A 16183-nucleotide genomic window follows, 5' to 3' on the forward strand; every position below is an offset into this window, starting at 1 on the left:
TTATGTTGCTAAGTTGACACAGCAACAAAGCTAATGGGTAAGGTCGTCTACCATTGAAAATGCTTAACTTAATTAGATTCGCTGAAGCGAGCACATAGGAAATACCTGATATGCCGTCATTAAATTTTTTTAAGAATGTCGGGCCCGGCGCCTTAGTCGCCGCTGCCTTTATAGGCCCGGGCACGGTCACTGTGTGCACATTAGCCGGAGCGAATTTTGGATATACCTTGTTGTGGGCATTACTGTTCGCCACTGTCTCAACCATTATTTTCCAAGAAATGTCTGGGCGCTTGGGCACCATAGCGCAAAAGGGACTGGGTGAAGCGCTACGCGATAGCTTGCAACACTCGATGTGGAAATGGCCTCTGTTTGCCCTGATTGCCATGGCGCTTTACGGTGGCAATGCCGCATACGAAGCGGGCAATTTATCTGGGGCGGCGCTTGGAGTGAGTGCGATATTGGATGAGCCAAACGACACTATGTTTACTTGGACCATCGTTCTTATCACGCTTGTCGCAGCGTTAGTACTTTGGCGAGGCAGCTACAAGCAGGTAGAGCGCTTGCTTATGGTGTTAGTGCTTTTTATGGGTGTGGCATTTGTCAGCACGTTTATTGTCAGCCAGCCTGATTTTGGCGCCTTTTTCCATGGTATGTTCACGCCGACCCTGCCGGATGATAGTTTAATTACTGTGGTCGCTTTAATCGGCACGACTGTTGTGCCATATAACTTATTTTTACACGCCTCTGCAGCAAAGGCGCGCTGGCAAGGTGAAGCGGATTTGTCTGCTGCCCGCGCTGATTCAGTGGTCTCTATTGGTTTAGGTGGCTTGGTGGCAATGTTCATAGTATCTACGGCCGCTGCGAGTTTATTCTCTCGCGGTTTAGGGGCGAATAGTGCAGCGGATATGGCGATTCAGCTGGAGCCTTTGTTTGGCAGCTTTTCTAAGTATCTATTGGGTGCTGGATTATTAGCTGCGGGCCTGAGCAGTTCACTGACCGCCCCATTAGCAACAGCCTATGCCATCACTGAAATCGTTAACCCAAACGCCAAAATGAAAGAAAAAATATTTCGCGGTATCAGCTTAAGTGTGCTGGCAGTGGGAATGGTCTTTGCGCTAAGTGGCGCTAAACCAATCAATATTATTATTGGGGCTCAGTTTGCCAATGGTTTGTTGCTCCCCATCATTGCTGCCTTCTTACTTTACACCATGAATAACAAGGCACTTTTGGGCAAATACACCAATGGCATTGTGGCCAATAGTTTGGGCGTAATCGTATTTATAGTGTCGCTGGGGTTAGGCGTACGCTTGGTTCTAAAATCACTGTCTGTGATGTGATAACGACATGCGTGTAGCGCGCTATCTTACGTGCACAAAAAAAGGCGCTAAGCGCCTTTTTTAAAAACTAAATGATATAGCAACAAGTTACTCGTCTTTCGGGGCGTACTTGTCTTTCATCAAATAAGCAAACGCGGTATTAAACGCAGTTTCTTGAAATACTTTTAGGCCAGTCTCAGCATACGGGATATGTACAGGGTTACGTCGTAAAGATTCTTTGATATCCGTGGGTGACATGATCACCACGTCTAAATCAGGGATAAGTTCAATCGCCGCTTCCAGTTTGAAACCCACAGCACCACCAGCAAATTTGCCTTTCATGGGGCGCTGGCGAATAACCACTTTGTCCACTTGGTAATCAGCCATTAGCTTGGCGAAGGTCTGCTGAAAATAGCGCAAATCACTGGCGCTATTAATGTTGGTTAATGTGAGTCGACGGCTACGAAAATCCGGCAGTTGGAACACCTCATCCGCCAAAGACAACAAACACACATTTACATCATTACTGTTTAATTCAACACCACAAACTTTCATATATCACCCAACTTATTAAGACCGGCGCAGTATAACGCAAAATTAAGGCTCGTTAACCCTGTTTGGTATAACGCGCTAAAAATTCATCATGAGATAACATTTGTCCTAAGGGCTGTTGTTTGGCTGTTTGTATTTTCTGCATGACTGCGAGTAATTCTTTTTTGCTAGGTACGTTAGCCGCGGGGTGATACCCCTGAGGCTCAATGCCTTGACCTAGCATGACTTGTAACCAAGAAGCATCTCTAAATATATCGAGAGGCTCGTTAAAGATAGCCCCTGAACTTTTGAATAGAGCGATTTTTTGTTTTAACCGCTCTGGTATGGGCATTTCCCGCCTGTCTTTCCAAAAATCTGAATCATTTCGTTCATTTACATGATAATGCAAAATAATAAAGTCAGCGATAGTGGCAAATTCGGCCTTGGACTCTTCATTGTAGGCATCGATCACACTTTGCTCGATCGTCTCGTTCGGAAACATTTTTAATAATCGCACAATAGCAGATTGAATAAGGTGAATACTGGTAGATTCTAATGGCTCTAAAAAGCCACTTGAGAGACCAACTGAGACAACATTTTTGTGCCATTGCTGAGTTGTTCTTCCGGTTTGAAACTGTATTTTGCGTGCTTCATCCAAGGGTTTGCTGTCTAAATTACTCATCAAGGTTTGATGGGCATCTTCATCGGATAAATACGACGAACTGTATACAATGCCGTTGCCGTTTCTGTGCGTTAGCGGAATACGCCACTGCCAACCTGACGCATGGGCAATACTGCGGGTGTAAGGTAAGGTGCGCTCAAAGCGTTCGCTGGGTACAGCTAATGCCGTATCCGCTGGTAAATAGTCTTTCCAGCTTTCAAATTCGACCCCCATCGCTCCTTTGATTAGCAAGCCTCTTTGGCCGGTGCAATCAATGAATAAATCGCCCTCTATTTGTTGGCCGCTATGTAACTGCAAGCCGGTAATGAAACCCGACGGCTCGTCACGCTGCACATGCTCTATTTTCCCTTCTATTCGGGTTATCCCCGCCTTTTCGGATAGTTTGCGCAAGTACTGACCATACAAACCAGAGTCAAAATGATAGGCATATTGCATTTCGTATACTGGGTTTTGGGTATTGATTTTATTGAATTTTTGCTGTTCACAGCACAGATAATTTAAATCGAAATCCCACAGAGGTGTTGTCATGCCTGCTTGCTTGGCGCGCAGCCAATAATGTTGAAAACTGCAAAACCCCATGTTCGTACCTGGCGCACCAAACGTATGGTAATAGCTCTCATCTTTGACCCGCCAGTTTTCGAATTTTATCGCCAGCTTGATTGTCGCTTTCGTTTCTCGTAAAAACTCTTTTTCGTCTAAACCTAGATAAGTGTTAAATGTGTGTATGGGAGGAATTGTCGCTTCGCCAACCCCTATGATGCCAATCTCTTCGGATTCAACTAATACAACCTCGACCTGCTCTTTTAAAACCTTACTGAGCATGGCAGCGGTCATCCAACCTGCCGTACCACCACCTGCTATGACTACTTTGCGTATTGGCGCTGCCATATTCCACACCCTATAAATTTACAGTGACTTATCATACCATTCCACGTTAATAAGTGATCACTCAGCGAGAGTTTAAAAGGATTGGTATCATACTCATGTTTATGCATTAAATGCACAATCTGACGCATAAAAAAGGCCCCAACAGTTAGCAAACTGAGGGGCCGAGTAGCAGTGTTTTAATTAATAAAACGCGTAGTTAACGTTAACCATATAAGATGGGCCAAATTGACGACGAGCCGTTACGATACCGTTGGTATCCACTGTTTCCTCATCCACGTCAGTCAAGTTGGTGCCTTGCAATGAAACACGTAGCCCCTTGAGATAATCAATATCAGAGTTTTCGAAGTCGTAGCTAATTTGTGCATCGACTAGGGTTACGCCGTTACGCTGGGCCGTTTCAATTTTATTTGAGCCACCACGTTGATACGTAGAGTAATCAGAGCGATCGGTACCGGCGACACGTATTTCAAAACCGTCCATGGCATAGTAAGCAGTCAATGAATACGTGCGATCAGATTGACCAACAAGCGGTGAACCATCATCTAGTTCTGCATCAATGAAAATGGCCGATGCCGCAACACCAAAGCCATCTAAGCTGTCACTGAAAATGTTGAATGGTACGTTACCTGTCAATTCGATACCCTTCACTTCTCCTTTGAGGCCATCTTCAAAGAATGAATAGGTGCCGTAATCAGGCGGAGTGATTAAATCGCCTTCATTGTAGAAAACCCCTGCAGGATCATGCTCACCCGTGAACACAGCTAATCTGTCGTGGAAACCCGGAATGTAGTAATCAGCACCGTCGTTTGTTTCGTCGTTTCTGAAGTTAATCAGTGAGCTATCACCACTGCTTTCTTGGGTTAGATTAACAAGATCTTTATAGAAAAGAACTGCTGATAAGTACCCTTCATCTTCGAAGTAATGCTCGAACGACAAATCAAAGTTGTTGGATTCTAGTGGGCGCAACTCAGGGTTACCAGCAAATTTAGACCAAGGTGAACCGTAGTCATTGACCGCCTCAATTGTGTTAGGAATAGCGATAAGCGTAATGTTTTGGTCAAACTTCACGAAGCTTGACGCTTTCATTTGATCTATACGCGCTCGGCTAATCGCTTTGTTCGCAGCAAAACGAACGAATTGATTGTCACCAACCTCCACACTGACGTTTAAGCTAGGCAGTACATGGCTGTATTCATCTCCCCCAGAAACAACGCATGATTCATCAATTTGTTGATCGTTATCGTCGTCACACACTGCAAAGTTAGCCCCAACAATACCGTTATAACCGGTAGAAGACTGATCCGTTTGTACGTATTGCAGACCCACGTTACCCATTACCGGGAAGTCAGCAATCTCGGTATTAAAATCGACTTTCGCGTAAATAGTGGTAACTTCTTCCTCTACTACATAGGTGTCGCCTAAACGGTCAGGTTCAAGTAAACCTGCATCATTATATTGATACTCACCATCGTTGTATGGAGCAAAACCGTCGTATGCAACAACTTCACCTAAGCCAGCCCACGTTAAGTCGGCTAATCCGTTGTACACATATTGAGAAGGAATGGCATCAGAGAAAGGATATGAAGAGGCCGTTACGAAAAAGCCTTTGTTGTCTTTGCTCTTATAGCGGTCGCTGTAATTAATACCCGCGGTGACGGTATGGAAAATATCGCCGTCGAGTAAGCCAACCACTTCAAACTTGTAGGTGGTTAACTCTTCTTCGAAATCAGCATAATTTAAAAAGCCATCTTGGGCTTGAACGTAACTGTATGGGTCACCATTAGCCATCAATTCTGTTGTTGCAAAATTATCTGCAAGGTTTTTCAAACCGCCGCCCCAAGCTTGCGGCCCAGTTAATTGAAGAGCGCTTGGGTCTGAGAATGCCTCTAAGCCCGTCGATCCGGTAAAGTAGATGCCGTCTTGGCTCATCTCGAATTCACGTGTACCAAATTGAGAAGGGTCAGTAGCGTCTAATGCACCATTACGAGCAAGGCCAGAATATGACTCCCCTTGTAGGTCGCGCTTAGTTGATTCACTTCTTGCTACATCAAGTTTAACCGACCAGTTATCGTTTACGTGATATTCCACGTTTAAACCATAAACAGATAAATCCCCGTCTTTCTGCTTAGGATTGTTAATCAATACAGAGTTTGCGTTAATCTGCGTACCTGTGGTGTTGAAGCCTGTACCTGTTACGTTTGTGGCTTCAAAAGGTTCGACAAAACCGCGAATAATACCTGAGTCAGAGAAGCTGATATCCAACGCATCAATAACGATATTTAAGCTATCATTAGGTTGGAACTGCAACACGGCAGAAACAGTGTCACGGTCGAGCACTTGGCTTTGCACATTAGTATCCAAGCCTGATGGTAATATATGGCCATCTTCATTAGGTGGGTTGTATCCCCACACACCAAATTTACGCTGGTTATTAGGTGATTCAGTGGTCGCCAATGCCACCGCCAAACCAATAGTATCGTCGGCAAATTTTTCAACGAATGATAGTGATAAACGATGGCCTTTATTATCAAATTCAGGGTTGTCTGAGTCACGGCCAGCAAGCTCATAAACACCATTAACCGTTAAGGTTTCTTGAGCTTGAAGAGGACGCACAGTTTGTAAATCAACTGTACCACCAATGCCTTGCACCATTAATGCCGCATCTGTTGTTTTATAAACGGTAGCACCTGTCATGATCTCTGACGGATACAAGTCGTATTCTACACCGCGGTTGTCGCCAATGCCGATTAACTCGCGGCCATTTAATGAGGTACCAGTGAAATCTTCTTTAAAACCACGGATAGAGATACCAGAGGTACGCCCACCTACTCTTTCACCAGACATACCTGGCAAACGCGCTAATGACTCTGCGATAGAGGAGTCTGGTAATTTACCAATGTCCTCAGCTGAAATGGCTTCTACGATTGAAGTATTCTCCATCTTTACCGCTTGAGCGCGGATAAGCGAACCTCGAATACCTGAGACTGAGATGACTTCTACATCCTCAGCTTGCGCAGCTTCCTGTGCAAAAGAGACGTTGGAATACATAGCCGTTGAGACAGCGATAGACAACAAGGCTGGTTTAAAAAAGTGTGTGTTCTTCATGTGTTACCCCATTATTTTGTTTTACAACGCACTCAATCAAAGCATGGTTGAATAGACGCTGTAATACGGTTAAAAGCCGACCAGCTCGCTGGTTGCCTAATATTTGTTGAACTTTTAATACCACATCGAAATTCGATGCTTATTCATTACCAAGCGATAAAGCGGCTTAGTTTTCTAAATAACGTTTCACTTAGCTGCAATATGGCTATGGCTTAGCGCCATATTCTGCTTCTTCGACCGTGGCTAAACGGCCTTCCGTTGGATTGAAAATGAAGTTGAGTAATAAGCCGATAAACAATATGCAGGAAAAACCTGTTGCAACGATAAACCCGTATTTTGCGTCCCCTCCGTTAGCATCACTGACCATGCCCATAATGAAAGGCCCAGCAGCTGCACCGGCAGCAGTAAAAAACAAGATGACGCCCGCAACGGTGCCATGTTCGTTTTTAGCAAAACAACAAATTCCTTTTGAATTGAAGGTTGGATAAATCACCGACATGAAAATACCGGTCAGAGGAAAAAGATACAAAGCGACGCTCTTACCACCCACCAAGCCGCCCATGAAGCACAGGGTGATTGCCAGGCTAAATAACATCAACACTAGGGCCCAGTTAAAGTGCTGCATCATCCAAATGCCCACAAACCGGCCGACGGCTCGCAGTGAAAAGAATACAGACACTGCATACACAGCAAGCATTTTTTCGGGACCGCTGGTATAGCAAGAAAATGAATCTGAGATATTGACCGCGTCACATACTAGGTAACTTGGCATCCAAACGTAGATGGCGCTCTCAGCGGCGACATACAAAAAGGCTCCGATAGAAAACCCCATAGCGTACGGGTTTTTAAGCAATTTCAGACTACTCATGAAATTAACCGGCTTGTGGGTTTTAGCAGCAGGCACATGCTCCGGATAATCGACTTTCCACGCCATTAAAATAAGCAAAGTACACAAGCCACCAGCAAGAACATAAAGTAATTTCCAGTCAACTCCTTCTCGGACCATCCAGGCAACAATCAGCGGCCCAATAATCGCCCCAACACCGAAAAACGCTTCAGCGCCGTTCATGGTGCCAGTGTGCTCTTTTGTAGAGCGAGAAATATCGCCAATAAGTGCCAAGGCTGCTGTTTTGAAAACACCAACCGCTAAGCCAGACAGAGTAATGAGACCTAAAATAAATTCGAAGCTATTACCGACTAGAAATAAGTAACACGATAAAGCAAATAAGGACAAACCCAATATGATGGTTCTCTTTCTGCCAAACTTGTCAGCCAAGAAACCCAAAAACAACCCCGAGAATGCGATACCAATCATGAACAACGAATGCATCAAACTCGCCTCTGTATTTGAGACGTCAAATTCTCGTTTTACTTCTTTAATGATCTCTCCCACCGAGTCAGACGTCATAGCAAACATCATGAACATCAAGTAGGTGAGCCAGCGAATAAGCGAAGCATTGCTTGAATTTGAAACATTTTTCACTGCTTATTTCCTTTAAAGTAAAACGTTTGCCTCTAGAGACACGCTTGTGAATAAGTCGCCAATATGCTTTTACCTTAGCCCATTAACAATACATAACCGCAAATGTTAACGTTGATTAGCAAACAACAACTTAATCGTTTAAGATAATGTAAAACGAAATTAACAAATAAATTTAATTTTGTAAACACCCTGTAAAAAATAAAGCGAAAATCATTTACACTGGGTGACAAACGTACTATTAATCACATAACATTTTAACTTAATCGTTTTAGACAGTTTGAGTACCATGGATATAAAACTTGAAAGTAAACGCACCTTAACGCGTATTTTAGACGGCTTAGATTTAAGCGCTATGCCCAAACAAGACCAAGCTATATTTATCAGCCGAATGAATGAGCAGTTTCCTCGACTATTCTCGCTACTCATTGATATTTACGGTCACAGGTATGATTTTTTCTACTACCTGCAACAGCTGACACAAACCTTGGCCAACGGCTTTAGTAAGCGCTCGAAGGCGCAAAAGGCAAAAGATCAAGCTAGATTGGCCGATCCTCATTGGTATCAAGATGAAAAGATGTTGGGTATGGCGTGTTATGTAGACTTGTTCGCGGGCGACCTTAAAGGACTCAAACAGAAGATCCCTTACTTAGTTGAGACCGGCATCACGTATTTGCATTTAATGCCTCTATACGATTCTCCCGAGGGAGATAGTGATGGTGGCTATGCCGTATCAGATTATCGAAAGGTCAATAAGTCACTTGGCACAAATAACGATCTTGAAGCATTATCGATAGCACTCGCTGATGCCGGCATCAGCCTCGTATTGGATTTTGTGTTTAATCACACCTCGGATGAACATAAATGGGCTGTCGCGGCCAAGTCAGGAGACGAACACTTCCAAGATTACTATTATATGTTTGATGACAAACGTATTCCTGACGAGTATGAGCAACATCTCAGAGAAATATTTCCTCAAGTTCGTCGAGGCAATTTCAGTTGGAATTCAGATGCCCATAAGTGGGTTTGGACGACATTCAACAATTTTCAATGGGATCTAAACTACACTAACCCCGCTGTATTTAATGCCATCACTGACGAGATGCTCTACCTAGCCAATCTTGGTTGCGAAGCGCTGCGCTTAGATGCGTTAGCATTTATCTGGAAAGAAATGGGTACCAACTGTGAGAATCAAGATAAAGCGCACAGCTTGATCCAAGCATTCAACAGTTGTTTGCAAATCGCTGCTCCTGCAGTGGTCTTTAAGTCTGAAGCCATAGTACATCCTGATGAAGTCTTGAAGTACATCGACAAACAAGAATGCCAGCTGTCTTACAACCCCTTACTTATGGCACTTATCTGGAACACGCTAGCCACCAGAGACACGCATTTATTGACTGAATCTATGCAGAAAAGCTTTGAAATATCCCCTGACTGCGCCTGGGTGAATTATGTTCGTTGCCATGACGATATTGGCTGGACATTTGACGATGCAGTAGCCCAACAACAAGGCGTAAACGGTTATGACCATCGTCGCTTCCTAAATCAATTCTACACCGGGCGCTTCGATGGCACGTTTGCCACGGGCGTTGCCTTTGGCGAAAATCCCAGCAACGGTGACTGCCGTGTTTGCGGCTCTTTGGCTTCGCTTGCCGGGTTGGAGCAAGGCCTACAAAAAAATAACGATACACTGATTAACCATGCTATCGCGAGAATACTATTGGTTCACAGCATTATCTTAAGCATCGGTGGCATTCCGCTTATTTATTCTGGGGATGAGTTGGCCTTACTGAATGATTACAGCTACGAACAAGACGAAAGCAAAAAACACGATGAGCGTTGGGTGCAAAGAATTGCCGTGACGGACGCGGACATTCAAGCCAGTAAGAAAAAAGACACACCGCAAAACCGGGTGACTAATGGTTTGCAAAACCTCATAGCGTTGCGTAAACGCCACAACGTATTTGGTCAAGCCGCCACGGGTATTATCGATACTCATCAAAGCGCACTATTCGCCTATCAACGCTCAGCAAAAGATGGCACCAGATTGTTAGCTATTTGCAATTTCAGCGAGCATAAGCAACAAATATCAAGTACTACTCTGGGTTTAGGTAGTGGTGATGTTTGGCACGATTTGCTTTCTGAGGTACGGGTTTCTCCGGCCCCCCAAGAGCTTGAACTTGCACCTTATCAGGTGATGTGGCTACTTAATGCTCAACCCGTTTAATAGAACTGAGCAGCGAGTTGCTAACTTATGCGCAACTCGCTCTAATCACCAGTCGCGTTTCAAGTACGACGCTGTCATTGTGATCTTTGTCGAGGAGTAAACGAGTAGCGACCCTGCCCTTTTCTAAGCTTTGCTGACACACAGTGGTGAGACCAGGCTTACTTCGGTTCGCCTCAGGTATATCGTCAAAACCAGTCACTTGCACTTGTTCTGGTATTGCAATATTCAACTCATTAGCCACTCTTAGCACGCCGAGCGCAATAACATCACTCATGCATAAAATGACCTCAGGTAACGGGCTAAGGGTCAGCGCTTCCTTGGCAGCTATTTCTGCCATCTCTGGGGTATTTAGAGGAATGTGCCAAATTTGGCTAGGGGAAATAGTGAGTTGCTTCTCATCAAATGCACGCAAATACCCCTTTAATCGACTGCGAGAGATTTCTTTTGATTTAACATGCATATCTTGGTCAGTGAGGCGACAGATACGTTGTGAATCCACCAAACGCAAACCTAATACAGCCACGTTTTTTGGTTCATTAATTAAAGCATGATTCGCCACGATGAACGCGCCATCTTCATTGTTAATATTGACAGATTCAGCTTCGTGGGTTTCAAAGTCTACAGCAATAATTGGCTTACCAGAGCGTTTCACTCGGGCAAAAATATCGCCACTGGGTGTGCCATAAAAAATGAAGCCATCAGGCAACGACTCAGCACTGCTGTGCTCTAGCCCGTCTGATTCACTGGAGAGCAATAAGAGTTGTTTTTTGTTTTCACCCAACACCTCCGCAACCCCCTGTAGCAACTGACTGGCGACCGGATCTGACAGGCTATAACTAATGGAATCAGCAAGTACAACAGCAATGACATCTGACCGGCCTTTACGCAATGAGCGAGCAGCAAAGTTAGGGCCGTGATAACCCAGTTCCGCTGACTCGCGAAGGATGCGCTCCCGCAATTTAGCGGATAACTGATCCGGGCGATTAAACGCGTTAGACACAGTCGCGGTAGATACCCCGAGTTGCTGTGATACTTGTTTCAGATTAAGTTTTTTTTTGATGATTTTACCCTTAAGAGCATAGCGTTATTTCAGTTGATGCAGATGAATAAAAAGTCCAAACGAGGCAAAGGCGGTCTCTTCTTTCTAGTATTTACTTCAGGCTCCATGCCAATAAACCCATCCTGGAGCCTATGACGCGCTACAAAATAACCAATTTCAATCCATTAATGAACATATTTAATAAACTCATTTAATGAACAAGGCTATGAAAATCACAACGACGAAGTCCAGACCATAGCGTGTTATTTAGTTGTTATAAAATATTTACAATAAAAAGACAGCGGGTTACTATAAATCAATCTTAAACGTTTAAGATGCTATTCTGGCTGACTTCAAATACTTGAGAAAGGGTTGTGTACCTTGGATGTCAGCGGCAGTGAGAGAGAATTTTCAAATAGCATGATAAACGCAGTAAACGTTAGCTTAGGCAATCAAAGATAGAGGGACGTACAGTGAATAAAATCACGTTTTGGGCAATGACGGTCGCCGTCGCAGGGTTTCTGTTTGGGTTCGACACCGCGGTAATTTCTGGTGCAGATAAGCCAATTCAAACCTTATGGAATACGTCACCACTCTTCCACGGTTTGTTTATCATGTCGGCAGCATTATGGGGGACAGTAATAGGCGCACTAGGCGGTAACTATCCCTGCGATAAATACGGGCGCAAACCCACCCTAGTAGCTATTGGTATATTGTATCTAGTCTCTGCCTTGGGTTCTGCTCTTGCTACAGACCCATACACCTTTGCGATATTACGCTTTATTGGCGGCATTGGGGTGGGCATTTCGTCTATTGCGGTACCCGCTTATATTTCTGAAATAGCACCGGCATCTCATCGAGGCCGCTTGGTCGCGATTTATCAATTTCAAATTGTGTTTGGTATTTTAATTGCCTTTCTTTCTAACTACGTTCTGTCTGGTCTATTAGACTTTGATTGGCGCATGATGCTTGGTGTGGAAGCCATACCCGCGTTGGCTTACTTGCTGTTGATATTGAAAGCCCCTGAAAGTCCTCGTTGGTTAATTTTGCATGGAAACGATTCGGTTAAAGCCCAGCAAGTCCTTATATCACTGGGTGAAACGAACAGTGAAAGCATTGTTAATGAGGTTATTAATGAGAATCAACATAAACGTTCAGGACGTTTATTTAGCACCTCATATCGTTTTCCTATTGTGTTGGCGTTCTTGCTTGCGGCGTTTAATCAATTATCAGGCATCAATTTTATTATTTACTACGCGCCCAGAGTTTTTGAGCTAGCCGGGCTAGACACAAGCGCCTCGCTGCTGTCGGGCACAGGGATTGGTGTGATAAACCTACTTTTTACCTTTGTTGGGATTTACTTGATTGATCGAGTAGGTCGAAAAACACTTATGTATGCAGGCTCGTTAGGTTACATCATGTCACTTGCAGTGGTGACGTGGGCGTTTTATTCAGAGCAAGGCGGGATGATGGTTGTGTTTTTCGTATTTACCTTTATTGCCTCCCATGCAATTGGTCAGGGCGCCGTAATCTGGGTATTTATTGCTGAAATATTTCCCAACAAGGTACGCTCAAAAGGACAGTCACTTGGCAGTGGTACGCACTGGATTTTTGCAGCCTTAATCACCCTGTTTATGCCATATTTTCTATCAGAATATGCTCCAAGTACTGTATTCGCGTTTTTCACTTTTATGATGGTTCTACAACTCATATTTGTATTTATATTAATGCCTGAAACGAAGGGGAAATCCCTAGAAGCACTTTCAGCGATACTCACTAAGTCAACAAAGGAGAGTCAACAATGAAGACGGTTATGTTAGGCCTAATGGCTAGCGTATTACTCGGATGTTCAGGCCAGTCATCCACAAATCCAGCATCTGAACGTGTCAATTCGGATAGCAGTATGCAAAGTAACGAAAAACACCGACCAAACTTTCATTTTTCGCCCCCCGCCAACTGGATGAACGACCCAAATGGCATGGTGTATTACGCGGGCGAATATCACTTATTTTACCAGTACCACCCGGGGTCAACCATTTGGGGCCCCATGCACTGGGGACATGCGGTTAGCAAAGACATGCTGAATTGGCAGCACCTTCCAGTTGCATTATATCCAGATGAATTAGGCACTATTTTTTCAGGTAGCGTAGTGGTTGACTGGGAAAACACATCCGGATTGGGCACAAAAGACAACCCTCCTATGGTTGCGCTATTCACCTACCATGATGTTGCAGGAGAACAAGCAGGAACGCTCGACTTTCAAACCCAAGGGCTAGCGTTTAGTTTGGACAAAGGCCGAACATGGACTAAATATAGTCAAAATCCAGTGATGAAAAACCCTGGTTTAAAGGATTACCGTGACCCGAAAGTATCTTGGTACGCCCCACAGAAAAAATGGATTATGGCATTGGCGCAAGGCGATAATATTGGCTTTCACTCATCGAAAAATCTGATCGACTGGCAAGCTGAAAGTACATTTGGCGAAAAAATAGGAGCCCATGGCGGCGTATGGGAATGCCCTGATTTGTTGGAGATGACAATTACCAGTACGGGTGAGACAAAGCACGTATTACTGGTGAGCTTAGTCCCAGGGGCACCCAACGGAGGTTCAGGTACCCAATATTTTGTGGGTGACTTTGACGGGAGTAAATTCACCGTTGATCCTGAATTCTCTGAGCGTTTAGAGCAAAAAGAAGCTATATGGCTTGATTACGGCACAGACAACTATGCCGGCGTCACATTCTCTAATGTGCCAGATACGGACGGGCGCACGTTATTTATGGGTTGGATGAACAACTGGCTTTACGCAAGAGACGTCCCTACCGATGCATGGCGTGGCAGTATGACAACTCCGCGTAACCTAGTGTTACAAGAGACGGCACTAGGCCCACTTCTTTTCTCTCAACCCATCACTGAACTTCACAATATAAGCCATCAAGTCGCACAGCTTAATAATGTTGAAGTAAGCAGCGACACTGATTTATCTGCATTACTCGGTCCAATAGAGGAATCGCACCGCGTCACTATGAAGGTGAAAAGGCAAGGCGCGAATACATTGTCGTTAGATTACAAAAATAACGACGAACTGCTTTCAATACGCCTTGATGTAAACGCCGGTACTGTAACGATCGATCGTGCAAAATCTGGTGAGACAGAATTTGAAGAACATTTTGCCAACCAACAAGTGGGTGTAATTCGTGCTGGATTAGACACCTACTCGTTCGATATCATTTATGACAAGGCATCAATCGAACTGTTCGTTAATGACGGAGAGTTGTCGATGACAGCGCTTGCTTTCCCGTCAACGCCGTACAATGAAATTACGTTTTCAGCCGATGGACAAGCCCTAATCGAGCACATCAGTCTGGACAACCTCACGGCGCAACAAGCCAAGTAGCCCTGAATATTTGATCAAACCCACATACGTTGATACCTCACTATGTGGGTTTATTCAGGTCTTTACTGACCATTGATTTCGACTTAGCAGCCGCTTCAACATTATCCCCCCTCCTTTACTTATACTCTTCTATAAAGAAAATAACATTGCTCCTTGCTAGGAGGTGAAGCAAGCTAGAGACTCATACGCAACAATGAGAATACGCATGCTTAAATTATATGGATTCGACGTCAGTAACTACTTCAATATGATCAAATTGGCCCTTGCACACAAAGAATTAGATTACGAAGTGGTTACCGTTTACCCCAACCAAGAGCCTGAATTTTTAGCCAAAAGCCCCATGGGCAAAGTCCCTGCGCTAGAAACTGAAGACGGCATCATTGTTGAAACCAATATCATTTTGGAATATCTCGATGCTAAGTATCCTGATAAACCGCTCTACCCAGCAGATCCTTTCGCTCAAGCCAGAGTAAAAGAGTTGGTCAAATTTATAGAGCTATATTTAGAGCTACCTGCCCGCCGCTGTCACCCTGAAGCCTTTTTTGGTGGCAAAGTCAGCGATGAAACACGCAAAGAAGTGAAGCGCGCCCTTTTCAGAGGCATGACAGGTTTAAACAGACTTGCCTCTTTCTCGCCTTATGTGGCAGGTGATGAATTTAGCGCTGCGGATATTATGTTCTTATACAGCGTGGACTTAGCCTCTGGTGTCGCTTACAAATTGTTCGACATTGATTTATTGGATGGCTCACAAGGCGCTAAGAACCTAATGGCTAAACTGAACGAATTACCCGAAGTGCAGAAAATTGCGGCAGACCGCAAAGTCGCAAATAAAGCGTTTGTGGAATATGTAACAAGTTTTCAAAAATAAAGCGTGATAAACGGTAGGAAGATTACCCAATCTTCCTTTACCATATAAGGCTCATATAGGAGTACAACGATGAGCCTTACATCAAATGCCGAATTCAGCTGTCCATACTGCATGGAAATCAATGATATAGAAATTGATCAAGACAACGATGTTAATCAACAGCAAATCGTAGATTGTCAGGTGTGTTGTAGTCCTATAGAAATCCTCATTACCCAAGACAGTGATAACGACTTCATTATTCACGCCCGAACCGACAGCGAATAGCCTGTTTTTTAATACGGAGTTCTACTTTGATTGATATTTTCCATGCGTCAGACTCTTTACGACGTAAATTACACACCATAGACAATGAACGCGACTTGATGCAGCTCGTCATGAAAAATTTGAGTCAGTATCGATTCGCGACTCGTGTCGAGCATAGCGAATTGGATATCGCGTTTGCCGCCTCTGGCGGGCCTAGCCATTTTGCTAATGGTGACGCAACTGATATCTCTTGCACACCTGTTGTGAGCCGTCCGACACAATTCAATGACATTTTACTTGAGCGTCAAACAGGGTATATCAACCTCTCAACCCCAGCGGGTTTTATTCCTTTAGTTGACGCAGTAGAGCGTAATGGCTTCTTGCATAAAAAACTTCTTAGCTAGGAA

Annotated in this window: 12 protein-coding genes; 7 read left to right on the forward strand and 5 right to left on the reverse strand. The window is 44.2% G+C overall.

All coding sequences use genetic code 11. From position 1 onward, the window contains the following. The first annotated feature begins 110 nt into the window (after positions 1-110). Positions 111-1337: an Nramp family divalent metal transporter gene (locus PATL_RS19530; RefSeq protein WP_011576525.1), complete on the forward strand. Its 1227-nt coding sequence runs from the start codon at positions 111-113 to the stop codon at positions 1335-1337. A gap of 87 nt (positions 1338-1424) precedes the next feature. Here the strand turns inward: PATL_RS19530 and PATL_RS19535 are convergent, their stop codons facing one another. The 4 genes from PATL_RS19535 to PATL_RS19550 form a co-directional block, all read right to left on the reverse strand. Further along, entirely contained in the window at positions 1425-1871 is a 447-nt protein-coding gene (locus tag PATL_RS19535; RefSeq protein ID WP_011576526.1) for a DUF3010 family protein, read from the reverse strand. Positions 1872-1923: 52 nt separating this feature from the next. Further along, positions 1924-3417: a tryptophan halogenase family protein gene (locus tag PATL_RS19540; RefSeq protein WP_011576527.1), complete on the reverse strand. Its 1494-nt coding sequence runs from the start codon at positions 3415-3417 to the stop codon at positions 1924-1926. 180 nt (positions 3418-3597) lie between these two features. After that, on the reverse strand, positions 3598-6522 hold the full coding sequence (locus tag PATL_RS19545) for a TonB-dependent receptor (protein ID WP_011576528.1): 2925 nt from the start codon (positions 6520-6522) through the stop codon (positions 3598-3600). 205 nt (positions 6523-6727) lie between these two features. Continuing rightward, positions 6728-7948, reverse strand: coding sequence for an MFS transporter (locus tag PATL_RS19550; protein ID WP_198136301.1), 1221 nt, complete (start codon positions 7946-7948; stop codon positions 6728-6730). Between the two features lie 343 nt (positions 7949-8291). Between PATL_RS19550 and PATL_RS19555 the strand changes: the two genes are divergently transcribed. Beyond that, positions 8292-10229 carry an amylosucrase gene (locus PATL_RS19555; protein WP_011576530.1) on the forward strand — a complete coding sequence of 646 codons (1938 nt, stop codon included), beginning with the start codon at positions 8292-8294 and terminating at the stop codon, positions 10227-10229. A gap of 25 nt (positions 10230-10254) precedes the next feature. On the opposite strand, the gene PATL_RS19560 is transcribed toward PATL_RS19555, so the two are convergent. Beyond that, positions 10255-11289: a LacI family DNA-binding transcriptional regulator gene (locus PATL_RS19560; protein WP_049765916.1), complete on the reverse strand. Its 1035-nt coding sequence runs from the start codon at positions 11287-11289 to the stop codon at positions 10255-10257. 452 nt (positions 11290-11741) lie between these two features. On the opposite strand from PATL_RS19560, the gene PATL_RS19565 reads away from it, so the two are divergent. The 5 genes from PATL_RS19565 (at position 11742) to PATL_RS19585 (ending at position 16180) form a co-directional block, all read left to right on the forward strand. Then, the gene (locus PATL_RS19565; protein ID WP_011576532.1) at positions 11742-13073 is read left to right on the forward strand and encodes a sugar porter family MFS transporter; all 1332 of its coding nucleotides are present in this window, start codon (positions 11742-11744) and stop codon (positions 13071-13073) included. Next, positions 13070-14665 (forward strand): glycoside hydrolase family 32 protein, encoded by a 1596-nt coding sequence (locus PATL_RS19570; protein ID WP_011576533.1) that lies wholly within the window; start codon positions 13070-13072, stop codon positions 14663-14665. The genes PATL_RS19565 and PATL_RS19570 overlap by 4 nt, the downstream gene beginning before the upstream one ends. A 205-nt stretch (positions 14666-14870) precedes the next feature. Further along, the gene (locus PATL_RS19575) at positions 14871-15533 is read left to right on the forward strand and encodes a glutathione S-transferase family protein (protein ID WP_041714621.1); all 663 of its coding nucleotides are present in this window, start codon (positions 14871-14873) and stop codon (positions 15531-15533) included. Positions 15534-15602: 69 nt separating this feature from the next. Next, entirely contained in the window at positions 15603-15797 is a 195-nt protein-coding gene (locus PATL_RS19580; protein WP_007985042.1) for a CPXCG motif-containing cysteine-rich protein, read from the forward strand. A 26-nt stretch (positions 15798-15823) separates the two neighbouring features. Beyond that, a complete protein-coding gene (locus PATL_RS19585) occupies positions 15824-16180 on the forward strand; it encodes a hypothetical protein (RefSeq protein WP_011576535.1) in 357 nt (118 codons plus the stop codon). Positions 16181-16183 lie beyond the last annotated feature (3 nt).

Origin of the sequence: Paraglaciecola sp. T6c, assembly GCF_000014225.1 — a bacterium.
GTDB classification, from domain to species: domain Bacteria; phylum Pseudomonadota; class Gammaproteobacteria; order Enterobacterales; family Alteromonadaceae; genus Paraglaciecola; species Paraglaciecola atlantica_A.